Raw genomic sequence first — 625 nt, forward strand, 5'->3', positions numbered from 1 at the left:
GCAATTTGCTCACGATATTCACGCCACACCAGACAGCGAGCTGATTGCCGCATCAGGTGAAGACCTTTACGAACTGTCGCTAGATGCACTCGACAAAGCCATTGAACACCTGACGGAAGACTCAAATCGTTGCAGTTTGTACCTGCACAGCGCAGAACATATCTCGCTCGCACAGTGGCAATGCCTGTTTAACCACCCGAAATTGGAGCGCGTATTTGGTGCGACGACCAAGGTTGATGCCGATGTTAAAACGTTCGCAACGCTCATCCACTTACCAACGCTGGATGAACGCAAAGAAGATATTGGCCCACTTTACAAACACTTCGTACGTCATGCAGCAAGCCGTTATCAGCTGCAACCACCGCACATCAGTTTGGACGAAGTACGCCGAATTACAGAGCTTTCTTGGCCAGAAAACGTTAAACAACTGCGCCAATTTGCGGAGCTGCGCGCTCTCAAACCTGAGACTTTTCGCATGGAAGATTGGGACAGTGAAAAGAGCATCGAAATTCAGAGCATGACTCAACGCACAGAACACTTTGAATATTGTCTGTTATTTGATGCATTGCAGCGACACAGAGGCAGACTTAAAGAGGTTCAACTAGAATTACAGGTATCACGCAAG

1 pseudogene is annotated in these 625 nt (G+C 48.0%); it reads left to right on the top strand.

The features are described from left to right. Positions 1 to 625, top strand: a pseudogene (locus R7Z50_RS28620) (sigma-54-dependent Fis family transcriptional regulator); the annotation flags it as partial.

The sequence above is a fragment of the Vibrio sp. 1249-1 genome, assembly GCF_033340495.1.